At 72.8% G+C, this 21,187-nt stretch carries 18 protein-coding genes; 12 read left to right on the forward strand and 6 right to left on the reverse strand.

The features are described from left to right. Positions 1 to 87 precede the first annotated feature (87 nt). The 6 genes from ACZ6Z8_RS19895 to ACZ6Z8_RS19920 all read left to right on the forward strand — a co-directional run bounded on the left by ACZ6Z8_RS19895 (position 88) and on the right by ACZ6Z8_RS19920 (position 10,496). Positions 88 to 699: a Uma2 family endonuclease gene (locus tag ACZ6Z8_RS19895; RefSeq protein ID WP_465611350.1), complete on the forward strand. Its 612-nt coding sequence runs from the start codon at positions 88 to 90 to the stop codon at positions 697 to 699. Further along, entirely contained in the window at positions 692 to 2,059 is a 1,368-nt protein-coding gene (locus ACZ6Z8_RS19900) for an oxygenase MpaB family protein (RefSeq protein WP_465611351.1), read from the forward strand. The genes ACZ6Z8_RS19895 and ACZ6Z8_RS19900 overlap by 8 nt, the downstream gene beginning before the upstream one ends. Positions 2,060 to 2,398: 339 nt before the next feature. Continuing rightward, the gene (locus tag ACZ6Z8_RS19905; RefSeq protein WP_465611352.1) at positions 2,399 to 3,943 is read left to right on the forward strand and encodes a cytochrome ubiquinol oxidase subunit I; all 1,545 of its coding nucleotides are present in this window, start codon (positions 2,399 to 2,401) and stop codon (positions 3,941 to 3,943) included. A 36-nt stretch (positions 3,944 to 3,979) separates the two neighbouring features. Then, positions 3,980 to 5,074, forward strand: a complete 1,095-nt coding sequence (gene cydB / locus ACZ6Z8_RS19910) for a cytochrome d ubiquinol oxidase subunit II (protein WP_465611353.1) — start codon at positions 3,980 to 3,982, stop codon at positions 5,072 to 5,074. A gap of 4 nt (positions 5,075 to 5,078) precedes the next feature. Next, positions 5,079 to 8,564 carry a thiol reductant ABC exporter subunit CydD gene (cydD, locus tag ACZ6Z8_RS19915; protein ID WP_465611354.1) on the forward strand — a complete coding sequence of 1,162 codons (3,486 nt, stop codon included), beginning with the start codon at positions 5,079 to 5,081 and terminating at the stop codon, positions 8,562 to 8,564. Between the two features lie 123 nt (positions 8,565 to 8,687). Further along, on the forward strand, positions 8,688 to 10,496 hold the full coding sequence (locus ACZ6Z8_RS19920) for a sensor histidine kinase (protein WP_465611355.1): 1,809 nt from the start codon (positions 8,688 to 8,690) through the stop codon (positions 10,494 to 10,496). A 92-nt stretch (positions 10,497 to 10,588) separates the two neighbouring features. Here ACZ6Z8_RS19920 and ACZ6Z8_RS19925 read toward each other — a convergent pair whose 3' ends face one another. Next, positions 10,589 to 11,437: an HAD family hydrolase gene (locus tag ACZ6Z8_RS19925; RefSeq protein ID WP_465611356.1), complete on the reverse strand. Its 849-nt coding sequence runs from the start codon at positions 11,435 to 11,437 to the stop codon at positions 10,589 to 10,591. Between the two features lie 175 nt (positions 11,438 to 11,612). Here ACZ6Z8_RS19925 and ACZ6Z8_RS19930 point away from each other — a divergent pair, with 175 nt between their 5' ends. After that, on the forward strand, positions 11,613 to 11,855 hold the full coding sequence (locus ACZ6Z8_RS19930) for a hypothetical protein (RefSeq protein ID WP_465611357.1): 243 nt from the start codon (positions 11,613 to 11,615) through the stop codon (positions 11,853 to 11,855). A 19-nt stretch (positions 11,856 to 11,874) separates the two neighbouring features. On the opposite strand, the gene ACZ6Z8_RS19935 is transcribed toward ACZ6Z8_RS19930, so the two are convergent. Then, the gene (locus ACZ6Z8_RS19935) at positions 11,875 to 12,762 is read right to left on the reverse strand and encodes an LLM class flavin-dependent oxidoreductase (protein WP_465611358.1); all 888 of its coding nucleotides are present in this window, start codon (positions 12,760 to 12,762) and stop codon (positions 11,875 to 11,877) included. Between the two features lie 146 nt (positions 12,763 to 12,908). Between ACZ6Z8_RS19935 and ACZ6Z8_RS19940 the strand changes: the two genes are divergently transcribed. Next, the gene (locus ACZ6Z8_RS19940; RefSeq protein WP_465611359.1) at positions 12,909 to 13,493 is read left to right on the forward strand and encodes a hypothetical protein; all 585 of its coding nucleotides are present in this window, start codon (positions 12,909 to 12,911) and stop codon (positions 13,491 to 13,493) included. 28 nt (positions 13,494 to 13,521) lie between these two features. Here the strand turns inward: ACZ6Z8_RS19940 and ACZ6Z8_RS19945 are convergent, their stop codons facing one another. Genes ACZ6Z8_RS19945 through ACZ6Z8_RS19960 form a run of 4 tightly spaced genes read right to left on the reverse strand, consistent with a single transcriptional unit; the run spans position 13,522 to position 17,325 of the window. Then, on the reverse strand, positions 13,522 to 14,040 hold the full coding sequence (locus tag ACZ6Z8_RS19945) for a hypothetical protein (RefSeq protein WP_465611360.1): 519 nt from the start codon (positions 14,038 to 14,040) through the stop codon (positions 13,522 to 13,524). After that, complete coding sequence (locus tag ACZ6Z8_RS19950) at positions 14,037 to 14,585, reverse strand: hypothetical protein (RefSeq protein ID WP_465611361.1); 549 nt, start codon at positions 14,583 to 14,585, stop codon at positions 14,037 to 14,039. Before ACZ6Z8_RS19950 ends, ACZ6Z8_RS19945 begins: the two co-directional genes overlap by 4 nt. Before the next feature lie 3 nt (positions 14,586 to 14,588). Continuing rightward, the gene (locus ACZ6Z8_RS19955; RefSeq protein WP_465611362.1) at positions 14,589 to 16,877 is read right to left on the reverse strand and encodes a hypothetical protein; all 2,289 of its coding nucleotides are present in this window, start codon (positions 16,875 to 16,877) and stop codon (positions 14,589 to 14,591) included. 13 nt (positions 16,878 to 16,890) lie between these two features. Further along, positions 16,891 to 17,325, reverse strand: a complete 435-nt coding sequence (locus ACZ6Z8_RS19960) for a hypothetical protein (RefSeq protein ID WP_465611363.1) — start codon at positions 17,323 to 17,325, stop codon at positions 16,891 to 16,893. Between the two features lie 199 nt (positions 17,326 to 17,524). On the opposite strand from ACZ6Z8_RS19960, the gene ACZ6Z8_RS19965 reads away from it, so the two are divergent. From ACZ6Z8_RS19965 to ACZ6Z8_RS19980, 4 genes are read left to right on the forward strand one after another with little or no spacing between them, the layout of a single operon-like run. Continuing rightward, complete coding sequence (locus ACZ6Z8_RS19965) at positions 17,525 to 18,505, forward strand: ABC transporter ATP-binding protein (protein ID WP_465611364.1); 981 nt, start codon at positions 17,525 to 17,527, stop codon at positions 18,503 to 18,505. Continuing rightward, positions 18,489 to 19,388 (forward strand): ABC transporter permease subunit, encoded by a 900-nt coding sequence (locus ACZ6Z8_RS19970; RefSeq protein ID WP_465611365.1) that lies wholly within the window; start codon positions 18,489 to 18,491, stop codon positions 19,386 to 19,388. Before ACZ6Z8_RS19965 ends, ACZ6Z8_RS19970 begins: the two co-directional genes overlap by 17 nt. 38 nt (positions 19,389 to 19,426) lie before the next feature. Then, positions 19,427 to 20,344 (forward strand): ABC transporter ATP-binding protein, encoded by a 918-nt coding sequence (locus tag ACZ6Z8_RS19975; RefSeq protein ID WP_465611366.1) that lies wholly within the window; start codon positions 19,427 to 19,429, stop codon positions 20,342 to 20,344. A 52-nt stretch (positions 20,345 to 20,396) separates the two neighbouring features. Beyond that, on the forward strand, positions 20,397 to 21,113 hold the full coding sequence (locus ACZ6Z8_RS19980; protein ID WP_465611367.1) for an ABC transporter permease: 717 nt from the start codon (positions 20,397 to 20,399) through the stop codon (positions 21,111 to 21,113). The last annotated feature ends 74 nt before the right edge of the window (positions 21,114 to 21,187 follow it).

The following is a 21,187-nucleotide window of genomic DNA, read 5'->3' on the forward strand; positions in this document are numbered from 1 at the left end:
TCGGCCCCCCGGTCGTGTGCGACCGTGCTGCCGTTGCTTGTGCGGGATCGCGCGGGCTGACCACACCGGACGGGAAAGAGGTGTCTCGTGAGCGCGCTCGTTGTCGAGGAGACCGTCGTGAACCTGGACCAGCAACTATGGCAGGCATGGAAGTCCATGGATGTACCCGAGGGCTTCCGGGCGGAGATCATCGAGGGGACGATCACGTTGTCACCCACTGGCGGCACCCGCCATTTCAGCGTGAACAGGCGGCTGGGTCGGGCCTTGTGCGACCATCTGAGGGGCTCCGGCTACGGGCCTGCGCAGGACGGCAACGTGATCGCCGACCTCAAGGTGTTCTTCCCGGACGTCTTCGTGGCGCCGGACGACGTCGAAGAAATCGAGCACCCCGAGGGCGTCGGGGTGCTCGCCTCAGGTGTCCCGATGGTGGTCGAGACCGTCTCGCCGGGCGCCGAAGCGCGCAAACGAGACCACGTTCTCAAGCGCCGGGCGTACGCCCGCGCCGGCGTCCCGGTGTACGTGATCATCGACGACTACGACGACGGCGGCACCGTGACCGTCCTCACCAGCCCTGACCCCGAGCGCGGGGTCTACGCCTCCTCGACCCGGATCCCGTACGGCAGGGAGGCCGTGATCCCCGAGGGACCGGCCAAGGGCTTCGTGATCGGCCCCGAGATCACCGGGGAGCTCCGTGGCTGACCGGGCCGTCTCCTTCAAGCAGGACCTGTCCGAGTGGCGGGTCGCCCTGGTCGCCTGGCGGCTGCTGGTGCTGCAGGCCGCGGACCCGGTGGTGGGGGCCGGGATGCACGAGCACTCCACCTACCGGGCGCACCCCTGGCGGCGGATCGAGCACACCCTGGGGAGCGGCCGGCGGCTGTTCTACCAGGACGCCGACACCCTGCGGCGGGAGGTCGCGCGGCTGAACCGGGCGCACAAGCGGATCCGCGGGACGATGCCGGACGGGAAGCCGTACGACGCGCGGGACGCGGCGACCAGGGCGTGGGTGCTGCTGACGCTGTTCGAGTGCGTGACGGCGATGCGGCGGCTCGGCGGCGATCCGTACGACGGTGCTCAACTGGAGCACGCGTACCAGGAGTTCAGGGAGGCGGTCGCCGCCTTCGAGCTGCCCGAGGATGAACTCCCCAAGACTGCCGCCGACTTGCCGGCCTACTTCGCCCGGTACACCCGCGAGAAGCTGGAGTTCACCGAGGCGGCCCGCTATCTGCTCGACGACATCCTGCGCGAGGCGCCCCGCCCGCGCCGGCTCTGGTTCCTCGGGGACGCCGGGTGGCGGGTCGTCCGGGAGGCCGTGGCCCGGGGGATCCGGGAGCTGACGGTGGCGGACCTGCCGCCGTCCGTGCGGGAGCGGCTCGGGCTGGTCCGGACCCGCCGTGGCGCGCTGCTGTCCGCGGTGCTGCACCGGGGTGCCGGAGCCGTCGTCCCGCTCCTCCCGGACCGGGTGCGCTACCGCTCCCCGGAGGAGCGGCAGCGGCCGCCGCGCCGGCTGCGCCCGCAGCGCGTGGATGCCCGCGGCTCCCGGGTGGACCGGTTCTTCCGCGAGGTGCTCGACCAGACCGGGGACGGCTCCATCACCGTGCACGACCTGCGGGCGATGGCCCACAACGTGTGCTGGCAGCTGGAGTTGGACGAGGCCGCCGAGGCGCGGGTGTACGCGGCGTTCGACGGCTGGTGGGAGCAGCTGCGCGGGGCGATGGACGCCGACGGGGACGGGAAGGTGAGCCGGGAGGAGTTCACGGCGGCGACCCTGGCGGGTCTCGACCGGGACGAGGCGTACCTGGAGCAGGGGCTGTTGCCCGCGCTGCGGGCGGTGTTCGTCGCGGCCGACACCGACGGCAGCGGCTTCCTGGAGTTCGACGAGTACCGCGCGGTGTTCGGCGGCCCGCGTGTCCATCCGGTCGAGCTGTCGCACGGTTTCCGCCAGTTGGACACGGACGGGGACGGGCGGATCACCCTGGAGGAGTTCCTGCGCGGCTTCACCGAGTTCTTCACCGCCCGGGCCGACTCCACCTCGGGGGCGCAGCTCCTCGGCCGTCCGTAACCGCGGCCCGGTCAGCCGCTAGCACGCCCCGTTCGCCGAAGCGAGCGGGGCGTACGGCTGTCAAGCGCCGGTTCGGACAAGAGCGGGGCCCCGTCCGCCTGGGTCGTTCGTTGCCACGCCCCGCTGTCGGTCCGCAAACTGTGCGCACCGTCACGCCCCGCCACCCGCTGTCAATGCCACCCCACCTGCGGTTCCCCCGTAAGGATGGTGGATACTGTGCTTGTGAACGTGTTCACGTTCACAAGCGGACAAGCCTGCGTGGTTCGGCAACGGTGCTCGACCGGAGACGGAGTTTGTCCGAAACAGCCCTGGGAACGGGGCCGGCGGAGAGAGGGCGACGTGGAACTGGCAATCGCTCACGAGACGATCGCGCGATGGCAATTCGGGATCACCACCGTCTACCACTTCCTCTTCGTACCGCTCACCATCAGCTTGGCCGCGATCGTGGCCGGGCTGGAGACCGCGTGGGTGCGTACGAACAAGGAGAAGTACTTCCACGCGACCAAGTTCTGGGGAAAGCTCTTCCTCATCAACATCGCGATGGGCGTCGTCACCGGCATCGTCCAGGAGTTCCAGTTCGGCATGAACTGGTCCGACTACTCCCGCTTCGTCGGTGACGTCTTCGGCGCCCCGCTCGCGATGGAGGCGCTGATCGCCTTCTTCTTCGAGTCCACCTTCATCGGCCTGTGGATCTTCGGCTGGGACAAGCTGCCGAAGAAGATCCACTGCGCCTGCATCTGGATGGTCTCGCTGGGCACCGTGCTCTCCTCCTACTTCATCCTGGCCGCCAACTCCTGGATGCAGCACCCGGCCGGCTACGCGATCGACAAGGCCACCGGCAAGGCGCGGCTCACCGACATCACCAAGGTGCTGTTCCAGGACACCACGCTCACCGTGGTCTTCCACACCCTGACCGCCGCCTTCCTCACCGGGGCCGCCTTCATGGTCGGCATCGCCTCCTTCCACCTCTGGAAGGCCAAGCGCAGGCCGGAGGGCGCCGACCCGAAGAAGACGGCCGTGATGCGCACCTCGCTGCGGCTCGGCCTGGTGCTCGCCGTGATCTTCGGCGCCGGCACCGCGCTCAGCGGCGACACCCTCGGCAAGGTCATGTTCGAGCAGCAGCCGATGAAGATGGCCGCCGCCGAAGCGCTGTGGGACACCCAGGCGCCCGCGCCGTTCTCGGTCTTCGCGGTCGGCGACGTCGGCAAGGGCCACAACTCGGTCGCGCTGGAGGTCCCCGGGGTGCTCTCCTTCCTCGCCCACAGCGACTTCAGCTCGTCCGTCCCCGGCATCAACGACACCGCCGCCGCCGAGGCCGCCGCCCACGGCGGCAACCCCAAGGACTACATCCCGAACGTCTTCGTGACGTACTGGGGCTTCCGCTTCATGATCGGCTTCGGGATGACCTCCTTCGTGGCCGGGCTGATCGGCCTCTGGACCACCCGGCGCAGGTTCCTGCTGCGCCCCGAGTTCCGCACCGGCGACACCGAGGTGCCCCGGCTGATGCTCACCCCGAAGCGGGAGCTGAGCCCGCTGCTCACCAGGTGGAGCTGGCGGATCGGCATCCTGACCATGGGCTTCCCGCTGATCGCCAACAGCTTCGGCTGGATCTTCACCGAGATGGGCCGCCAGCCCTGGGCCGTCTTCGGGCTGATGACCACCGCCGATGCGGTGTCCCCCAACGTCGGCGTCGGCACCCAGATCGGCGCCCTGGCCACCTTCACCACGCTGTACGCGATCCTCGCCGTCGTCGAGGTCCGGCTGCTGGTCAAGTACGCCAAGGCCGGCCCGGTGGTGACCGAACAGCCCCCGGCCGTGGACCCGTCGCTGCGTGGCCCGTCCACGGACGAGGACGCCGACAAGCCGCTCGCCTTCGCGTACTGATCCGCGGAACCGACCCAAGATAGGAGACCCAGGGTCATGCAACTCCACGACGTCTGGTTCGTGCTGATCGCGGTCCTGTGGATCGGCTACTTCTTCCTGGAGGGCTTCGACTTCGGGATCGGGGTCCTCACCAAGCCGCTCGCCCGGAACACCGCCGAGCGCCGGGTGCTGATCAACACCATCGGCCCGGTCTGGGACGGCAACGAGGTCTGGCTGCTGACCGCCGGCGGCGCCACCTTCGCCGCCTTCCCGGACTGGTACGCGACCCTCTTCAGCGGCTTCTACATCCCGCTGCTGGCCATCCTGGTCTGCCTGATCGTCCGCGGCGTGGCCTTCGAGTACCGGGCCAAGCGGGACGGCGCCCGCTGGCAGCGCAACTGGGAGGAGGCCATCTTCTGGACCTCCCTCGTCCCGGCCTTCCTGTGGGGCGTCGTCTTCGCCGACATCGTCCGCGGCGTGGACATCGACGCGCACAAGAACTACGTCGGCGGCCTCGCCGACCTGCTCAACCCGTACGCGCTGCTCGGCGGACTGGTGACGCTCACCCTGTTCACCTTCCACGGCGCGGTGTTCGCGGCCCTCAAGACCGTGGGGGAGATCCGCGAGCGGGCCCGCAGGGCCGCCCTCCGGGCCGGTCTGGCGGCCGCCGTCCTCGCCCTCGCCTTCCTGCTCTGGACCCAGGCGGACAGCGGCAACGGCCGGAGCCTGGTCGCCCTGGCGGTCGCGGTGGCGGCCCTGGCCGGCGCGCTGGCGGCCAACCAACTCGGCCGTGAGGGCTGGGCGTTCGTCCTCTCCGGGGCGACCGTCGTGGCCGCGGTCGGGATGCTCTTCCTGGCGCTGTTCCCGAACGTCATGCCGTCCACGCTCGACCCGGCGTGGAGCCTGACCGTCGAGAACGCGGCCTCCTCGCCGTACACCCTCAAGCTGATGACCGTGGTGGCCGCCGTGTTCACCCCGCTGGTGCTGCTCTACCAGGGCTGGACGTACTGGGTGTTCCGCAAGCGGATCGGGGTGCAGCACATCCCCGGCGGCCACCGGCCGGCCGCTCCCGCCGCAGCCCCGGCCGCTCCCGGCGCTGCCGCTGCCCAGGCCGCTCCGACGGCTCCCGCCGCCCCGGCCGACCGGGCCTGACGCCGTGAAGCCGGTCGACCCCCGACTCCTCGGGTACGCGCGCACCACCCGGGCCTTCCTCGCCGGATCCGTGCTCCTCGGCGGGGCGGGCGCGGCCCTGGTCGTGGCCCAGGCGAGCCTGATCGCCGAGATCGTGGTCCGCGCCTTCCAACGCGGCGCGGGCCTCGGCGAACTGACCACCCCACTGGTGCTGCTGGCGCTCACCGCCGTCGGCCGCGGGCTGGTCGGCTGGCTCACCGAACTCACCGCGCACCGGTCCGTCGCCCGGGTGAAGTCCACCCTGCGCCGCTGGCTGCTCGACCACGCCACCGCGCTCGGCCCGTCCTACCTGGCGGGCCGGCGCACCGGCGAACTCACCACCCTCGCCACCCGGGGCATCGACGCCCTCGACGACTACTTCGCCCGCTACCTGCCGCAGCTCGCCCTGGCCGTGGTCGTCCCGGTGATCGTGCTGCTGCGGATCGTCGGCGCCGACCTCACCTCGGCCGCGGTCATCGCCGGGACACTGCCGCTGATCCCGCTGTTCATGGTGCTGATCGGAATGGCCACCCAGTCCCGGATGGACCGGCAGTGGAACACCCTGGCCCGGCTCTCCCACCACTTCCTCGACGTGGTCGCCGGCCTGCCCACCCTCAAGGTCTTCAACCGGGCCCGCAGCCAGGCCGCCACCATCGCCCGGATCACCGCCGACTACCGCCGGGCCACCCTGCGCACCCTGCGGATCGCCTTCGTCTCCTCCTTCGCGCTGGAGCTGCTCTCCACCCTGTCCGTCGCGCTGGTCGCGGTCACCGTCGGCTTCCGGCTGGTGGACGGCTCGCTCGACCTGGAGACCGGGCTGCTGATCCTCATCCTCGCCCCCGAGGTCTACTTCCCGATCCGCCAGGTCGGCGCGCTCTACCACTCCAGCGTCGAGGGGCTCACCGCCGCCGACGAGATCTTCCGGGTGCTGGAGACCCCGCTGCCCGCCGCCGGAACCGTCCCGGCCCCCGACCTCACCGGTGCCGTGATCACCGTCGAGGGCCTGACCGTACGGCACCCCGGGCGCGCCCTGCCCGCACTGGACGGCGCCGGGCTGACCCTGCGCCCGGGCACCAGCACCGCCCTCACCGGCCCCAGCGGGGCCGGCAAGTCCACCCTGCTGGCCGTCCTGCTCGGCCTCACCGCCCCCGGGGCCGGCAGCGTCCGGATCACCGCCGCCGACGGGAGCGGCCACGACCTCGCCGAGCTGGAACCCGGCAGCTGGCGGCGCCAGATCGCCTGGGTGCCCCAGCACCCGCACCTGTTCGCCGGCACGGTCGCCGACAACCTGCGGCTCTACCGGCCAGAGGCCTCCGACGAGCAGCTGTGGACCGCGCTGCGGGCCGCCCACGCGCTCGACTTCGTCACCGACCTGGACGCCGAACTGGGGGAGGACGGCGCCGGGCTCTCCGCCGGACAGCGCCAGCGCCTCGCGCTCGCCCGGGTGCTGCTCGCCGACGACCGGCCGCTGGTGCTGCTGGACGAACCCACCGCCAACCTGGACGGTGCCTCCGAGGCCGCAGTCGTGGACGCCGTCCGGGCCCTCGCCGAGGACCCGGCGCGCACCGTGCTGGTGGTCGCCCACCGGCCCGCCCTGCTGGCCGTCGCGGACCAGCGGGTCCACCTGGCCGGGCCCGCCGCCGCCGAGGCCTCCCCAGCCGTCACCCGGCCGGCCCACAGCGGGAGGCCGACCCCCGCCCCGGCCGCGCCCGAGGAGCCCGAGGCCGAGCCCGCCGCCCCCCGGCTGGCCCTGTCCGTGCTGCTCGGCGCGCTCGCCCTCGGCAGCGCCGTCGCCCTGATGGCCACCTCCGGCTACCTCATCTCCCGGGCCTCCCAGATGCCCCCGGTGCTCTACCTGATGATGGCCGTCACCTCCGTACGGGCCTTCGGCATCGGCCGCAGCGTCTTCCGCTACGCCGAACGGCTGGTCTCCCACGACGCCGTGCTGCGCACCCTCGGCACCCTGCGGGCCGCCGTGTACCGCCGGCTGACCGCACTCGCCCCGGCCGGACTGCCCGCCTTCCGGCGCGGCGACCTGCTCTCCCGGCTGGTCGCCGACGTCGACGCGATCCAGGACCGCTACCTGCGCTGGCGGCTGCCCGCCGCCGTGGCGGCCGTGGTCGCGCTGGCCTCGGCGGTCGCGACGGCCGCCTTCCTGCCCTCCGCCGGACTGGTGCTCGGCCTCGGACTGCTGCTCGCCGGGGTGCTGGTACCCGCGCTCGCCGCCCGCTGGTCGGCCGGCGCCGAGCGGCGCCAGGCCCCCGCCCGCGGGCGGCTGGCCACCTCCGTGGTGGACGCCCTCACCGGCACCGCCGAGCTCACCGTGGCCGGCGCGCTGCCCCGCCGACTGGCCGCGGTGCGCACCGCCGACGCGGCGCTGACCGGGCTCGCCGCCCGCTCGGCCGCCACCACCGCGCTCGGCACCGGGCTGATCGCGCTGCTCACCGGGCTGACCGTGGTGGGCGCGGCGGCCGTCGGCATCCAGGGGGTGCGGGCCGGCTCGCTCCCGCCGGTCTGCCTGGCCGTCGTGGTGCTGACCCCGCTGGCCGCCTTCGAGGCCGTCACCGGGATGCCGCTCGCCGTCCAGGCCCGCCAGCGCGGCCGCGCCGCCCGGGCCCGGCTGGACGAGGTGCTGTCCGCCGAGCCCGTGGTGACCGAGCCCGCCGAGCCGGCGGAGCTGCCCGAGCGGCCGCTGCCCGTCGCGGTGCGCGGGCTGACCGTACGGCACCCCGGGCAGGGCGCGGACGCGCTGGCCGGGATCGACCTCGACCTCGCGCCCGGCCGCCGGATCGCCGTGGTGGGCCCGTCCGGCTCCGGCAAGACCACGCTCGCCCAGGCGCTGCTGCGCTTCCTGGAGCCCGGGGCCGGGACGGTCACCTTCGCCGCCGGCCGTCCACAGGCTGTGGACAGCCGGGCGCTCGCGGGCGAGGACGTCCGCCGGGTGATCGGCCTCTGCGCCCAGGACGCCCACGTCTTCGACAGCTCGCTGCGGGAAAACCTGCGGCTCGCCCGGCCGGACGCCGACGAGGACGAGCTGCGCGCCGCGCTCGCCGCCGCCCGGCTGCTGGACTGGACGGACACCCTGCCCGAGGGCCTGGACACCATGGTCGGCGAGCACGGCGCCCGCCTCTCCGGCGGCCAGCGCCAGCGCCTCGCGCTCGCCCGGGCGCTGCTCGCCGACTTCCCCGTCCTGGTCCTGGACGAGCCCGCCGAGCACCTCGACCTGCCCACCGCCGACGCGCTCACCGCCGACCTGCTGGCCGCCACCGCGGGCCGCACCACCGTGCTGATCACCCACCGGCTGGCCGGGCTGGACGACAGCTCCGTGGACGAGGTGCTGGTGCTGGACGGCGGGCGGGTCGTCGAGCGCGGCCGCTGGTCGGAGCTGGCGGCCGACCCGGACGGCCGGCTGCACGCGATGCGGCGGCGGGAGCGGGAGGCGGACGGCCTGCTGGAACCGGTGGGCGCGTGAGCGCCGGGCTCCTGACCGGTGGACCCGTGAGCGCCGGGCTCGTGAGCGCCGGGCCCGTGAGCGCCGGGCCCGTGGGCGCTGCGCCGATCTTCGACTGAAAAGCGTACAAACTAGGCTTTCTCCATGGACTCCACGCCGGACCTTCCCGAGGCCGCCCCCGAGCCGACACCCCACCGGGTGCCCGAGATCGCCTCGCTCGGACTGGACACCCTGGTCACCGAGGTCGCGGAACGCCTGCAGTCCGCCGCCGCGGTCACCGACCGGATGCAGCGGCTGCTGGAGGCGGTGGTCTCCATCGGGGCCGGGCTCGACCTGCACGCCACCCTGCACCGGATCGCCACCGGCGCCGCCGAGCTCGTCGACGCCCGGTACGCGGCCCTCGGGGTGATCGCCCCCGGCGGGGACGGCCTGGCCGACTTCATCCACGTCGGCATCGACGACGTGACCGCCGCCGAGATCGGCGAACTGCCCGCCGGCCGCGGCATCCTCGGCGCGCTGATCGACCGACCCGAGCCGCTGCGGCTGACCGAGCTCGGCGCCGACCCGCGCTCCTCCGGCTTCCCGTCGCACCACCCGCAGATGAGGACCTTCCTGGGCGTGCCGATCCGGGTCCGGGAGGAGGTGTTCGGCAACCTCTACCTCACCGAGAAGAAGGGCGGCGGCGCCTTCACACCCGAGGACGAGCAGGTGGTGCACGCGCTCGCCGCGGCCGCCGGCGTCGCCATCGAGAACTCCCGGCTGTACGAGGAGGGGCGCCGCCGTGAACGCTGGATCGCCGGCGCCGCCGCCGTCACCACCGCCCTGCTCTCCGCCGAGCAGGCCGAGGGCGCGCTGACCGTCGCGGCCGAGCAGGTACGGGAGTTGGCGGACGCGGCGCTCGGGATGATCCTGCTGCCCACCGCCCCGGTCGGCGAGCGGGACTGCCAGATGCGGGTCGCCCACGCCTCCGGCGAGGCCGCCGAGTTCGTCCGCGGCGAGCTGCTGCCCAAGGACAGCTTCGCCGCCCGGCTGCTGAAGGGGGAAAGCGTCTACCTGGACGACATGTCCGGCGACCCCACCGTGGTGATGCGGCTCGCCCGCAGCTTCGGCCCGTCCATGGCCGTGCCGATGGTCGCCCGCGGGCGGGTGCTCGGCGGGCTCTGCGTCTGGCGCCCGCGCGGCGCGCTGCCGTTCACCGACTCCGAGAAGCAGCTCGCCGAGACCTTCGCCTCGCAGGCCGCGCTCGCCCTGCGGCTCGCCGAGGGCCAGCGCGACCAGCAGCGCCTGGCCGTCTTCCAGGACCGCGACCGGATCGCCCGCGACCTCCACGACCTGGTGATCCAACGGCTGTTCGCCACCGGGATGATGCTGGAGAGCGCGGCCCGCCGGGCCGTCGTCCCCGAGGTGAAGGTCGGCATCGGCAACGCGGTGGACGAGCTGGACGCCACCATCCAGGAGGTCCGCACCACCATCTACGCCCTCCAGCACGACAACCACGGCGACGCCCCCGACACCCTGCGCACCCGCGTCCTGCGCGAGGCCAGCCAGGCCGCGGCGGCGCTCGGCTTCAAGCCCTCGGTGAGCTTCGTCGGGCCGGTGGAGAGCCTGGTCGGCGAGAAGACCGGGCGCCAACTCCTCGCCGCACTGCGGGAGATGCTCTCCAACACGGCCCGGCACGCCCGGGCCTCCCGGGTCGGCGTGGAGATCGACGCCACCGTCCACCTGGGCGACGAGGGCCGGCCCGTCGGCGGCGACCCGGAGTCGCTGGACCGGGGCGGACGGCCCGGCGTGCTGCTCAGCGTCACCGACGACGGGGTCGGCATCCCGCAGGGCGGGCGGCGCAGCGGACTGCTCAACCTGACCCGGCGGGCGGAGGCGCTCGGCGGGGCGGCCTGGCACGAGAGCGGTCCGTACCGGAAGGGGACCGTGGTGCGCTGGACCGCGCGGCTGTGAGCGGGCCCGGCCGCAACGGTTCCCCCGCCGACAGGTGAAAGCCGGGCGGGGGAGAACTTCCCGGCCGGCGTGGCCCGTTGTGAACGCTTCGGTCAGAGCAGCCGGAGCAGCTCCTCCACCACCGCCGCGACGCCGTCCTCCTCGTTGCTCACCGTGTGCTGCGCCACCGCCGCCAGCACCTGGGGGTGGGCGTTGGCGACGGCGTACGCGGTGCCCGCCCAGGCCAGCATGTCCAGGTCGTTGGGCATGTCGCCGAAGGCCACCACCTCGCTGCGGTCGATCCCGTGCTCGACGCACCAACGGGCCAGCGTGCTGGCCTTGGTGACGCCGGGCGCGCTGATCTCCAGCAGCGGGATCGGCGAGGAGCGGGTGATCTCGGCCAGGTGCCCGGCGGCCGTCCGGGCCTCGGTGAGGAAGGTGTCCGGGTCGAGGTCCGGGTGCTTGGCCAGCAGCTTGAACAGGCCGCGCACCGGTCCGCCGTCCGCCAGCAGCCGCTCGGCCGGGCCGATCGCCCGGACCTCGGCGTCGCCCCACATCAGGACCTCGTACTCGGGCTCGCGGGCCCAGCCGTCCGCGTACTCGAAGGCGAACGCGGTGCCGGGCAGCTCGGTCCGCAGCGCCTCCACCACGGCCAGCGAGGTCTCGGCCGGGATCGGGAAGTACTCGATCAGCTCGCCGCCGCGCCGCACGTCCACGACGGCGCCGCCGTTGGAGCAGATCGCCACCCCGTGACCGCCGATGTGCGGGCTCAGCTGCTGCATCCAGCGCGGCGGCCGCCCGGTCACGAACACCACCTGCACCCCGGCCGCCTCGGCCGCCGCCAGGGCCGCGGCGGTGCGGTCGCTGACCGTGCCGCCGGAGCACAGCAGGGTGCCGTCCAGGTCGGTGGCGATGAGGCGGGGAGCGGTACGGGCTTCGGTCACCGGTCCATCTTCGCCCATCGCCCCCGCCCGGCTGAACACCCGGGCGGCGCCGCGGTGGGGGCCGGGGCGATGACCGTACGGACGGGTTCCGGCCCTTCGCGCGCCGTTTCCGGCCGATCCGGCCCCGCCCGGGGTGTCGCTGCGGGTCCGGCGGGCACGACTCCCCCCGGTCACTCCGTCGGCAGGAAGAGCCATGCCCACTCGCCAGGTCCGTGACGAGCCGCCCCCGACCCTCTCCTCCCCTGACGTCCCGGCTGACGTCCCGGCTGACGTCCGTGCCGACGTCCCGGCCGCGGACCGCCGGGCCGCACCGACCGGTTCCCGGGAGCCGGTCCTGCTCGGCGAGGTCCTCTTCCACACCCTCGCCGAGCTCGCCCGCCGTACCCCGGACCCGGTCCCCGCCCTCCCGGCCCAGCGCACCCGCCCGCACCCGTGACGCCCGGCCCGGCAGGGGCTCAGCCCAGCTGGGCCAGGCCCTCGGTGGCGATCTTCTCGAAGACGGCGAGGTCGTTCTCGAAGACCGAGTGCGGCACCGGCCAGTGGATCACCAGCTCGGTGATCCCCAGCTCCCGGTACGTCCCGGCCCAGTCCACGAAGGCGTCCACCGACTGCAGCGGCTTCTCCGCCGTCGAGCCCTGGAGCAGCACCTTCTCCAGCGTCGCCACGTCCCGGCCGCGGGCCTCGCAGGCCGCCGTCAGCTTGGCGATCTGCTGGGCGATCACCCCGGGCGCCTGCTCCACCGGCACGTCCGCCGGCCCGCGCGGGTCCCCGTAGGTGACCCAGCCCTGCCCGTACTCGGCCGCCAGCCTCAGCCCGCGCGGGCCGGTCGCGGCCACGTAGAACGGCACCCGCGGGGTCTGCACGCAGCCGGGGATGTTCCGCGCCTCGACCGCCGAGTAGTAGGTGCCCTCGCGGGTCGTCGCGTCCTCGCGCAGCAGCTCGTCCAGCAGCGGCAGGAACTCCCCGAAGCGGTCGGCGCGCTCCTTCGGGGACCACGCCTCCTGGCCCATGGCGGTCGCGTCGAAGCCCGTCCCGCCGGCTCCGATGCCCAGGGTGACCCGCCCGCCGGACACGTCGTCCAGCGTGATCAGCTCCTTGGCCAGCGTCACCGGGTGCCGGAAGTTCGGCGAGGTCACCAGCGTCCCCAGCCTGATCCGCTCGGTGGCGCACGCCGCCGCCGTCAGCGTCGGTACGGAGCCGAACCACGGCTCGTCCCGGAAGCTGCGCCAGGACAGGTGGTCGTAGGTGTACGCCGCGTGGAAGCCGAGTTCCTCGGCCCGCCGCCAGATCTTCTGCCCCTCGCCCCACCGGTGGATGGGGAGGATCACGGTGCTCAGTCGCATGTCTCCGACCCTAACCGGACGGGCCGGTTCAGCGAGCCTTCGACGAGGGGCGGGCCGGTGGCCGTTCGAGGAGGGTGGGGGCGGAAGGCGCTAATCTGTCCGCCGCACCTTCATCTGATCATGCGTTAAACGGGGGTTCTTTCGTCATGTCTGTTTCCAGGAGGCTGCTCGCCACCGCTCTGGTCGCCACCGCCGCGTTCGGCCTGGCGGCCTGCGGCCCGAACAACCCGTCCGACCAGGGCGCCGGCTCCACCACCGCCACTGCGACCGCCGCCCCGGCCGGTGCCGCGTCGCCCACCGCCGCCGCCCCGGCCACCGGCACCGCCAAGCCCGCGCCGAGCGGCAAGCCCACCGACGGCGGCCCGGAGGGCTTCTGCACCAGTGCCCCGCTGCCCGCCGGGCAGAAGTGGATCAACGTCGAGAAGGGCACCAGCGCGACGGCCCTGGTCTACAAGGAGACCAAGGACGCGTGCGGCGTCGACGACGTCGCCCACGAGGCGACGGGCCCCGACAAGACCGCGCAGTTCGCGCCCACCGTCAAGGGCCACCTCCGGTCGGTGGTCGCCGCGCCGAAGGACGTCAACGCGGCCGACCTGGCGAAGCACATCAACGAGTGCATCGCCACGCCGGGGAACCAGAAGGGCTTCTACCCCTGTTCGAGCGGCGTCTACACGGTCGCGATCGACGCCTCGGGCAAGGTCACCGAGATGTGGGAGCGTCCGAGCTCCTGACGGGCAGCCGGTAGCGGCGCCGGGGCACTCACTTCACGGTGAGCGACTCGGCGCCGTTGGCGCACCCCAGCTTCTCGGCGGCGCGCTTGGCGAAGCCGGTCACCAGCTCGGCCCGGTGCTCCCGGTCGGGGACGGCGGCGGGCGGAAACTTCTTGTCCACCCTGAGCCGGGCCCGGTAGGGCTCGGCCTTGCCGTTCAGGGTGCAGCCGAAGGCCGCCTCCCCGTCCTCGGCGCCGTTGGCGTCCGTGGCGCTGAGCACCGAGGCGAAGAGCAGCCGCTGACCCTGCCCCTGGACCGTGCAGTTCAGGCCGGGCTTGAGCTCCGGCGTCGCGGGGCGGAGCCCGGTGTCCACGAAGACCCGGGGAGTGCGCCCCAGCAGTGCGCTGATCCCCGGGTCGTCCAGGGTGCCCTGGCATTCCCCGTGGGACAGGGCGACGGCCGGCGGCCGGTACTCGGTGCGGTCGAGGTACAGGTGCCAGCCGAGCAGGCCGCCGCCGAGCAGCAGCAGGGCCGTCGCGCCCGCGGTCAGTGGTCGGGTCTTCGTCACTGGCAGGCGTCCTTCGTCTTCTGCTCCACCACGGCGGTGGCGATCTGTTCGAGGTCGCTCCGGCTGCTGTCGTCCGTGCGGGCCGCCGCTCCGGCCGTGACCTCCAGCACGACGTAGCCGTAGTCGCTCCTGGTGGGCGGGCAGGTCCGGGCGATGACGGCGCCGCCCGCCCAGGACGCGGACGGGCCGGGCTGCGCGAAGCCGTGCGCATCCGGGTGCTGGGCGGCCTCGGGCGGGAGGGCGGGCTGTCCGTCGTGGTGAGTGGCCAGGACGGTGAGCGCGGTGCGCCCGTCCACCCGGACGGTGCAGGAGACCGGATCGCCGGAGCGGCCGTCCTGCCTCTCCTCCACGTCCTGCCCGCCGGGTGGCAGCAGCCGCCCGAGCGGGGAGCCGCTCCCGGTGGGCACCCCGCAGAGGTAGGCGGTCCGGCCGGGCTCCTCCACCGGGCGGTGTCCCCGCCAGTCCAGGTAGCCGACGGCCCCGGCGGCCGCCACCAGCACCGCGAGTGCGGCGGGCAGCGGCCACCGGCCTTCGAGCATCCTCACGTGCTAACCCCTCACCTGGGTGGCCATGTTGGTGGAGAGACCGTCGATGAAGCCGGTCTTCGAGGCGTCCTGGGCGCTCGCCGCCAGCCGTTGCACGTCCGCGTAGTTGACGGAGGTCTGCAGGGAGGCGTCCCGGACCGCCTGGGAGACCGCGTCCATCGAGCTCTGCTTGGCCTGCTGGACGTAGACCCGGGCCTCCTGTTCGCCGTCCGCCGTGGTGTCGCGGGAGTTGGCCGCGATGATGTTGTTGGTGATGTCGTCGACGAGCATGCCCGACAGGTCGCTGCCGAACGGCACCTTGTCCGTGACCTTGCCGATGGTCTGGTTGAACGCGTCCTTGGCGAAGCCGACGTTCTCCGCCACGGCGTCGTTGTACGCCTTGTCGGAGGCGTGGTGCTGGGTGTGGACCTCGTCGACCCGGGCCTCGGCGAGGGTGCCGGTCACCACGCTGCCGTTCTGGGCGATGTGGTTGATGTCCGCCTGCAGCCGGGAGAAGTCGGTCTGCCCGCTGTCCAGCGCGCCGCGGATCAGCGCGCTGGTGTACGCCTGGTTGGCGTTGGTGATCGAGCCGTACGACTGCGGGTCGCGCCCGAGCGCGTCCAGCAGGCCCTGGACCTTCGAGCCGTCGAGGTTGGCCGCGGAGCCGTTGACGGGCAGGTCGTTCGCGCCCGAGGCGGCCCGCTGGACGTCCCCGATGTAGTCGGCGGCGATGTGCCCGAGGCTGCCGCGCAGCGGGGCGAACTTGCCGTCGCCCTTGATGTCGTCCAGCGCCCCGTTGCCACCGTGGGTGCCGAAGGTGTCCAGGACCCGCTCCGCCAGGGCGGCCTGCTCGGGGGTGTGCGGCTTCGGCGGGACGTCGGCCGGCTGGTCGTACGGGTGGCCGGAGGTGGCCGCCTCCAGGGCGTGACCGAGCGCGGTCGGGCCGGCGTGCTTGCTCTGGTCCAGCGCGTTCATGTCGCGCATCGAGTTGGTGTCCGGCAGCCACTCCTTGTCGTGGGTGTAGTAGGTGAAGTAGTCCGCCGGCTTGGGCTTGCCGTTCGGATTGACCGTGCCGTCCTCGTGGTAGGCGGTCGGCTGCTCGCTGAAGAACTGGTTGGCCGCGGCCGGGCTGTGGCCCAGGGCGGTCAGCACCGCGGTGGTCGGCTGGAAGCCGAGGCCGCCGTCGGTGCCGCCGAGCAGGTTGAAGCCGTGCACCTTGTCGGCGACGGCCTGCGGCGGGGCCGGCCAGTACTTGTCCCGGTTGGTGTCGAGCTGGGTGACGTGCTGGGCGATCGGGTCGAGGAAGTGCGGGTCGTAGTTGCCGGTCATCAGGATGCCGGAGAGGACCTGGTAGCCGTACGGCTGGTAGTCGAACCCGCTCGGCCGCATCGGCTTGTCCCAGACCGGCTGGGCGCCGGCCTTGCGCAGGGCGGCGGCCCAGTCGTCGGACAGGTGCGGCTGGTTGCTCTGCCGGGTGGCGGTGGCCAGGTTGAGCCCGAGGTTCTTCTGCAGTTCCTGGTAGGCCTTCCAGCGCGGGTCCTTGGGGTCGCGGTAGTGCGCCGGGTCGCCGACCATGCTGTTCCAGGACTTGATCAGGCCGTCCGGACCGAGGTCCTGGTAGAACGCCGTGGCGAACTTCGGATCGTTCTGGTGCGAGGCCAGCAGCGAGTTGAGCTCGGTGAGTTCGGTGTCGCTGATGTCCCCGCCCTTGGCCGCGAGCAGGGAGGCGCGCTTGCCGTCCGCCTCGGGGCCGCCGCCGATGGCGTTGGCGTTGAAGGAGTGGTTCTTGTCGGTGCCGCTGTCGGAGTTCAGCGCGTAGGCGATCCGCTCGTCGGCGGCGGTGGCCTCCGCGATGGCGGCGACGATCGCCTGGTGGGCGGCGTCCGCCTTGCCGCCCCACTCCTTCTGGTACTCGTCGAGGGCGTCCCGGTCGTGCCGGGTGGCGGTGTCCGGCGGCGGCCAGTTCACCGTGCCGTCACCGGTGACGGTCAGTTTGGCGGCCCGGGCGTCCGCGACGGCCTTGTCCAGCTTGGCCTTGGCGGCCTTGAACTCGGTCGCGGCGTCGGTGAAGATCGAGGCCAGCGCGTTCGCCTCGGTGACGGCGGCGCTCAACTGGTCGGCGGTGCGCTTGAGTCCGGGCCTGGCCTGGTCGGCCGCGTTGCCGACCCAGCATTCGGAGTCGACCTGGCCGACGACCGTGGTGTTCCAGTCGTCGTCCATCGACTTGAGCTTCTGCGCCACGGTGGTCCAGGCGGTCGCGGCGGCGTCCAGGGAGTCGAAGTTGGCGTTGCTGAGTTCGTGGAAGTCCACCATGTCCGTATTCCCCTCAGGCGCCCATGTCGTGCTGCACGTGCTGCTCGTGCTGCTGGTAGGCGGTGGCGCTGGTGCGCAGCGCCTGGGTGGTCTGCCCGATCGTCGTGCCGAGGGCGGCGATGCACTGGTCCCAGGTGCCGGCGGCGTTCTTGGCGGCCTGGCCGGTGCTCCAGTTGGCGAGCGAGGTGCTGACCTTGGCGGTGGCGTCGTCGGCGCCCCGGCCGTCGGTGTTCAGCCGTGCGTGGATCTGGTCGGAGTTGGTGCCCGCGGTGGCCAGCGCGTTGGAGTCGACGGAGAATCCGCCGCCCCCGCCCCCGGCGGGCGCGCTCGCCGAGTTGATCTGAGTGCGGGCCACCTCCTGCGCCCGGGCCTGGGCGGTCAGGTTGCCGTCCGCGTCGTACGCCCACGGATTCATCATCCGGTCGAACGCGGTCGCCCGATCAGACATGTCGATCGCTCTCTCTCTGCGCCGGTGCAGCCGTACCGGCACCCCCGTCGGTGGCGCGTCTCAAAAAATTGCGACAAGAGTACAAGCGGACTCCTGATTTGCCGACCCTTAGGGGAGTTCGGTCCCGACGTCATACCGGGGTACCGGCAGGCCTCGTCATTCCTGCTCATGCCTCCTGCCGCGCAAGGCCGTTACGTTGATGGGCGTGTCCACTGCTGTCATCAAGACCGAGGGCCTCACCAAGAGGTTCCCCCGGGTCACCGCGCTCGACCAGCTGACCGTCGAGGTGCAGCCCGGGGTCGTCGGGCTGGTCGGGGCCAACGGGGCGGGCAAGTCCACCCTGATCAAGATCCTGCTCGGGCTCGCCCCGGCGACCGCGGGCCGCGGCGAGGTGCTCGGCCTGGACATCGCCACCCGGGGTTCCGAGATCCGCGAGCGGGTCGGCTACATGCCCGAGCACGACTGCCTGCCGCCGGACGTCTCGGCCACCGAGTTCGTGGTGCACATGGCCCGGATGGCGGGACTGCCCGCCACCGCCGCCCGCGAGCGCACCGCGGACACCCTGCGGCACGTCGGCCTCCACGAGGAGCGGTACCGCCCGATGGGCGGCTACTCGACCGGCATGAAGCAGCGGGTCAAGCTCGCCCAGGCGCTGGTGCACGACCCCCAGCTGGTGCTGCTGGACGAGCCGACCAACGGCCTGGACCCGGCCGGCCGGGACGAGATGCTGGCGCTGATCCGCCGGGTCCACTCCGACTTCGGGATCTCGGTGCTGGTCACCACCCACCTGCTCGGCGAACTGGAACGGACCTGCGACCACCTGGTCGTCATCGACGGCGGCAAGCTGCTGCGCTCCTCCTCCACCGCCTCCTTCACCGAGGCGACGGCCGTCCTCGCGGTCGAGGTCACCGACTTCCCGCAGGACGCCGTGGCGGAGCCGGGCGCCGCGGTGCGGGAGCGGCTGACCGCCGCCGGGCTGGACGTCCAGCCGGAGGGCTCGCACCTGCTGCTGGTCCGGCTGGCCGGCGAGGACACCTACGACACCATCCGCGACACGGTCGCCGAACTCGGCCTCGGCCTGGTCCGGCTGGAACAGCGCCGGCACCGGGTCGCCGAACTCTTCACCGACCACGACGACGCGAGCACCAGGGGAGGTACGGACGATGCCGCAGCCTCCTGAGGCCTGGCCCGCCGACACCGGCGTCATCCACGACATCGGCTACCGCGGCTACACCGGCCCGCGCCTCGGCCGCGCCTACGCCACCCGCTCGCTCTTCACCCAGAGCCTGCGCGCCACCTACGGCCTCGGCCGCTCCGGCAGGTCCAAGGTGCTGCCGATGCTGCTGCTGGGCGTGGTCACCGTCCCGGCGATGATCTTCGTCGCCGCCGGGATCTACCTGAAGCGGGACGAACTGCCGGTCGAGTACGCCGGCTACCTCTCCGACCTCGGCCTGGTGGTGTCGATCTTCCTCGCCTCCCAGGCGCCGGTGCTGCTCTCCCGGGACCTCCGCCACCACACCGTCCCGCTCTACTTCTCCCGCCCGATCACCCGCGCCGACTACGTCCGGGCCAAGTTCGCGGCCATGGCCTGCGCCCAACTCCTGCTGATGGCAGCGCCGTTGCTGGTGCTGTACATCGGAGCGCTGCTCGGCGGGATGGACTTCGGGCACAACACCGCCCAGTTCCTCTACGGCCTGGCGGCGGCCCTGCTGTACGCCCTGGTGCCCACCTCGGTGGCGCTGGTGATCGCCGCGAGCACCCCGCGCCGGGGCTTCGGGGTGGCCGCCATCATGGGCTACCTGGCGGTGAGTTCGACGGTCGCGGCCGTCGTGGTGGGCATGAGCGGCCCCCGCCCGGGTGGGTCGGACGCGGCCCAGTGGACGGCGCTGATCTCACCGAACGGCCTGGTGGAGGCGCTGGTCAACGAGGTGTTCGACCTCGGCTCCGGGCTCGACCGCCGGCACGCCCCGGGCACCTTCGGCACCCTGGTGTTCGCCCTGGTCGCGGCGGCGATGGTGGCGGGCTCGTACCGGCTCCTGCTGCGCCGCTACAGCCGCGTCTGATCAACCGCAGTGTTCAGTGAGACGTCTGAGAGGGCGGCATGGCCACCATCACCATCGACAAGGTCTCCCGCTGGTTCGGGAACGTGGTCGCGGTCAACGACATCACGATGTCGATCGGTCCCGGCATCACCGGTCTGCTCGGCCCCAACGGCGCCGGCAAGTCCACCCTCATCCACATGATGAGCGGCTTCCTCGCCCCCTCCAGCGGCGCGGTCACCCTGGACGGCGCGCCGATCTGGCGCAACCAGCAGGTGTACCGGCAGATCGGACTGGTCCCGGAACGGGAGTCGATGTACGACCACCTGACCGGCTGGGAGTTCGTCCTCGCCAACGCCGAACTGCACGGCCTGCCCCAGCCCGGCGCCGCCGCCCGGCGCGCCCTGGACCTGGTCGAGATGGCGTACGCCAAGGACCGCCGCACCGGGACGTACTCCAAGGGCATGAAGCAGCGGGTCAAGATGGCCTCGGCACTCGTCCACGACCCGGCCGTGCTGCTGCTGGACGAGCCCTTCAACGGCATGGACCCGCGCCAGCGGCTCCAGCTGATGGAGCTGCTGCGCCGCTTCGGCGCGGACGGCCGGACGGTGCTGTTCTCCTCCCACATCCTGGAGGAGGTCGAGCAACTGGCCCGGCACATCGAGGTGGTGGTCGCCGGACGGCACGCCGCCTCGGGCGACTTCCGGCGGATCCGGCGGCTGATGACCGACCGTCCGCACCGCTACCTGGTCCGCTCCAGCGACGACCGCCGGCTCGCCGCCGCGCTGATCGCCGACGGCTCGACCACCGGCATCGAGGTGGACGAGCGGGAGCGGGCGCTGCGGATCGAGGCGGTGAACTTCCAGGGCTTCACCACCCTGCTGCCCAGGGTCGCCCGGGAGGCCGGCATCCGGCTGTACACCGTGTCCCCGGCGGACGAGTCGCTGGAGAGCGTCTTCTCGTACCTGGTCTCCGCGTGACACCCGGCCCGAACCTCACCGAAACCCGGACCCAGGAAGGGGCCGACCGACCATGAACCCGACCGTCGCCAGGCTGACCCTGCGCGGCCTGCTCGGCCGCCGCCGCGGCGCCCTGCTGCTGGTGGCGCCCGTCCTGCTGCTGATCGTCTCGGCGATCGCCGGCCGGTCGGACGGCGACGCGCACAGCCTGACCGTCAAGATCCTCGGCCAGCTGGACCTCGGCACCCTCGTCCCGATCCTCGGGCTGGTGATCGGCACCGGCGTGATCGCCACCGAGATCGACGACGGCTCGATCGTCTACCTGCTCGCCAAGCCGCTGCCGCGCTGGAAGATCGTCACCACCAAGCTGGCCGTCGCGGTCGGCACCACCTGGGTGTTCGCCGCCGTCCCGACCCTGCTCGCCGGGCTGCTGCTGTACGGCACCCGGGACGGCGTGGCGCTCGGCTACACCGTGGCCGTGCTGGTCGCCGGGACCGCGTACAGCGCGCTGTTCCTGCTGCTCGGCGTGGTCACCCGGCACGCGGTGGTGGCCGGGCTGGCCTACGCGCTGATCTGGGAGTCGCTGGTCGGCAACTTCGTCCAGGGCGCCCGGACGCTGAGCGTCCAGCAGTGGGGCCGGGCGGTCGCCGAGGCGGTGGCCGGGGACGCGGCGGTGGGTGCCGACGTCTCGCTCGGGGCGGCCGTCCCGCTGCTGCTGGTGGTCACCGTCGGGGCGACCGTGCTGGCCTCGGTGAAGCTGGCCGGGCTGACGCTGGCGGCCGAGGAGTAGCCGAGGACCAGCCGACGAGAAGCCGAGGAACAGCCGACGAGAAGCCGAGGACCAGCCGACGAGAAGCCGAGGAG

This window comes from Kitasatospora sp. NPDC101108 (assembly GCF_055584725.1).

Bases quoted from the DNA above. Each gene is read 5' to 3' on its own strand.
- ACZ6Z8_RS19980 (WP_465611367.1), top strand. From the start codon at position 20,397: ATGAACCCGACCGTCGCCAGGCTGACCCTGCGCGGCCTGCTCGGCCGC.
- ACZ6Z8_RS19920 (WP_465611355.1), top strand. From the start codon at position 8,688: ATGGACTCCACGCCGGACCTTCCCGAGGCCGCCCCCGAGCCGACACCC.
- ACZ6Z8_RS19940 (WP_465611359.1), top strand. From the start codon at position 12,909: ATGTCTGTTTCCAGGAGGCTGCTCGCCACCGCTCTGGTCGCCACCGCC.
- cydB (WP_465611353.1), top strand. From the start codon at position 3,980: ATGCAACTCCACGACGTCTGGTTCGTGCTGATCGCGGTCCTGTGGATC.
- ACZ6Z8_RS19960 (WP_465611363.1), bottom strand. From the start codon at position 17,325: ATGTCTGATCGGGCGACCGCGTTCGACCGGATGATGAATCCGTGGGCG.
- ACZ6Z8_RS19925 (WP_465611356.1), bottom strand. From the start codon at position 11,437: ATGGGCGAAGATGGACCGGTGACCGAAGCCCGTACCGCTCCCCGCCTC.
- ACZ6Z8_RS19935 (WP_465611358.1), bottom strand. From the start codon at position 12,762: ATGCGACTGAGCACCGTGATCCTCCCCATCCACCGGTGGGGCGAGGGG.
- ACZ6Z8_RS19930 (WP_465611357.1), top strand. From the start codon at position 11,613: ATGCCCACTCGCCAGGTCCGTGACGAGCCGCCCCCGACCCTCTCCTCC.
- ACZ6Z8_RS19965 (WP_465611364.1), top strand. From the start codon at position 17,525: ATGGGCGTGTCCACTGCTGTCATCAAGACCGAGGGCCTCACCAAGAGG.
- ACZ6Z8_RS19955 (WP_465611362.1), bottom strand. From the start codon at position 16,877: ATGGTGGACTTCCACGAACTCAGCAACGCCAACTTCGACTCCCTGGAC.
- ACZ6Z8_RS19975 (WP_465611366.1), top strand. From the start codon at position 19,427: ATGGCCACCATCACCATCGACAAGGTCTCCCGCTGGTTCGGGAACGTG.
- ACZ6Z8_RS19970 (WP_465611365.1), top strand. From the start codon at position 18,489: ATGCCGCAGCCTCCTGAGGCCTGGCCCGCCGACACCGGCGTCATCCAC.